This is a genomic window from Devosia sp. (assembly GCF_034675085.1).
GTDB lineage: Bacteria > Pseudomonadota > Alphaproteobacteria > Rhizobiales > Devosiaceae > Devosia.
The window spans coordinates 1-2,207 of sequence record NZ_JAUCDN010000426.1 but is presented as its reverse complement, the minus strand read 5'-3'; the positions used below and the strand labels follow the sequence as shown (position 1 = coordinate 2,207).

Here is a 2,207-nt window from a genome sequence, read left to right as displayed (position 1 = left end):
GCCGCATCGAGCGCGACGAATGGATCAAGCAGGCCAAGGCGCTCGCCAAGGGCGGTGTCGAGGAATATCGCAAGGTCTTCGGGAAGGACCCGCGTTAAATGCAGCAGAGCCGGACCCATGAAGACGACAGGGGCACCGAGGGCGGTTTCGCCATCGGGACGAGCCTTTGCGCGCTCGTGGAGCCGGCCATCGTGAGCGCGGAAGGTGCCGCGCTCTGGTTCACCTATCTGTTGAGGCGGAAAGCGCATCATGCTCGCTGATAAGGATCGCATCTTCACCAATCTCTATGGCCAGGGCGACTGGGGCCTCGAAGGCGCGCGGGCACGCGGCGCCTGGGTTGGCACGAAGGAATTCATCGATGCCGGCCGGGACTGGATCACCAATGAGGTAAAGGCCTCAGGGCTGCGCGGCCGTGGCGGCGCCGGTTTCCCCACGGCGCTGAAATGGACCTTCATGCCCAAGGACGGCGCCGGCGACGGCCGCCCCAGCCAGCTGCTGGTCAATGCCGACGAATCCGAGCCCGGCACCTGCAAGGACCGCGAAATCCTGCGCCATGACCCCCATCATCTGATCGAGGGCTGCCTTCTGGCCGGCCGCGCCATGGGCGCGCATATCGCTTACGTCTATATTCGCGGCGAGTTCATCCGCGAGCGCCAGAATTTCGAGAAAGCCGTGCAGCAGGCCTATGACGCCCGTCTGATCGGCAAGAACAACGTCCATGGCTGGGACTTCGACATCATCGTCCATCACGGCGCAGGCGCCTATATCTGCGGCGAGGAAACCGCGCTGATGGAGTCGCTGGAAGGCAAGAAGGGCCAGCCGCGCCTTAAGCCGCCGTTCCCTGCGGCGATGGGCGTTTATGGCAATCCGACCACGGTCAACAATGTCGAATCCATTGCCGTGGTGCCGGAAATCCTGCGTCGTTCGGGCGCCTGGTTCGCTTCCATCGGCCGGGCCAACAATACCGGCACCAAGCTGTTCATGGTGTCGGGCCACGTCAACCGGCCGGCGACCTTCGAGGAAGCGCTGGGCGAGAGCTTCAAGGATATCATCGAGAAGCATTGCGGCGGTATTCGCGGCGGCTGGGACAATCTGCTTGCCGTTATCCCCGGCGGCGCCTCCTGCCCGGTGGTACGCGGCGAGGACATGATGGATGCCGTCATGGATTTTGACGGGCTCCGGGAGAAAAAGAGCTCGTTCGGCACCGGCGGCATGATCGTGATGGACAAGTCCACCGACATCATCAAGGCGATCTGGCGCATCTCGGCGTTCTTCAAGCATGAGAGCTGCGGGCAGTGCACCCCGTGCCGCGAGGGCACCGGCTGGATGATGCGCGTGCTCGACCGCATGGTGCAGGGACGCGCCCAGAAGCGCGAGATCGACATGCTGTTCGAAGTCACCAAGCAGATCGAAGGCCACACCATCTGCGCGCTGGGCGATGCTGCGGCCTGGCCGGTGCAGGGCCTGATCCGCAATTTCCGCGACGTCATCGAGGCGCGGATCGATCAATATACCTGGTCCTCGACCAGCGACGGCGCCGTGCCGTCGATTGCGGCGGAGTAAGCCGATGGCTCAGATCAAGGTCGACGGCCAGCTCGTCGAAGTTCCCGACACCTACACGCTGTTGCAGGCCGCCGAGGCGGCGGGCGCGGAAATTCCGCGCTTCTGCTACCATGAGCGCCTGTCGGTGGCCGGCAATTGCCGCATGTGCCTTGTCGAGGTGAAGGGCGGCCCCCCGAAGCCGCAGGCCAGTTGCGCCATGGCGGTCCGCGACCTGCGGCCCGGCCCCAATGGCGAGCCGCCCGAAATGTTCACCAATACGCCCATGGTCAAGAAGGCCCGCGAAGGCGTGATGGAATTCCTGCTCATCAACCATCCCCTCGATTGCCCGATCTGCGATCAGGGCGGGGAATGCGATTTGCAGGACCAGGCCATGGCCTATGGCGTCTCCGGCTCGCGCTTTTATGAAAACAAGCGCGCCGTGGAAGACAAATATATGGGCCCGCTGGTCAAGACGGTGATGACCCGCTGCATCCAGTGTACCCGTTGCGTGCGCTTCACCACGGAAGTGGCCGGCATTTCCGAGCTGGGGGCCACGGGCCGCGGCGAGGACATGGAGATCACCACCTATCTGGAAAAGGCGCTGTCCAGCGAATTGCAGGGCAATGTGATCGACCTGTGCCCGGTCGGCGCGCTGACATCCAAAC

General features: G+C 63.8%; 3 protein-coding genes. All 3 read left to right on the top strand.

All coding sequences use genetic code 11. The features are described from left to right. The first annotated feature begins 98 nt into the window (after positions 1–98). Positions 99–260, top strand: coding sequence for a hypothetical protein (locus VDP82_RS17300; RefSeq protein ID WP_323016064.1), 162 nt, complete (start codon positions 99–101; stop codon positions 258–260). Further along, positions 250–1,563 carry an NADH-quinone oxidoreductase subunit NuoF gene (gene nuoF / locus VDP82_RS17295; RefSeq protein WP_323016063.1) on the top strand — a complete coding sequence of 438 codons (1,314 nt, stop codon included), beginning with the start codon at positions 250–252 and terminating at the stop codon, positions 1,561–1,563. Before VDP82_RS17300 ends, nuoF begins: the two co-directional genes overlap by 11 nt. Positions 1,564–1,567: 4 nt before the next feature. Then, a partial coding sequence (locus tag VDP82_RS17290; protein WP_323016062.1) for a 2Fe-2S iron-sulfur cluster-binding protein occupies positions 1,568–2,207 on the top strand: 640 nt, incomplete at its 3' end.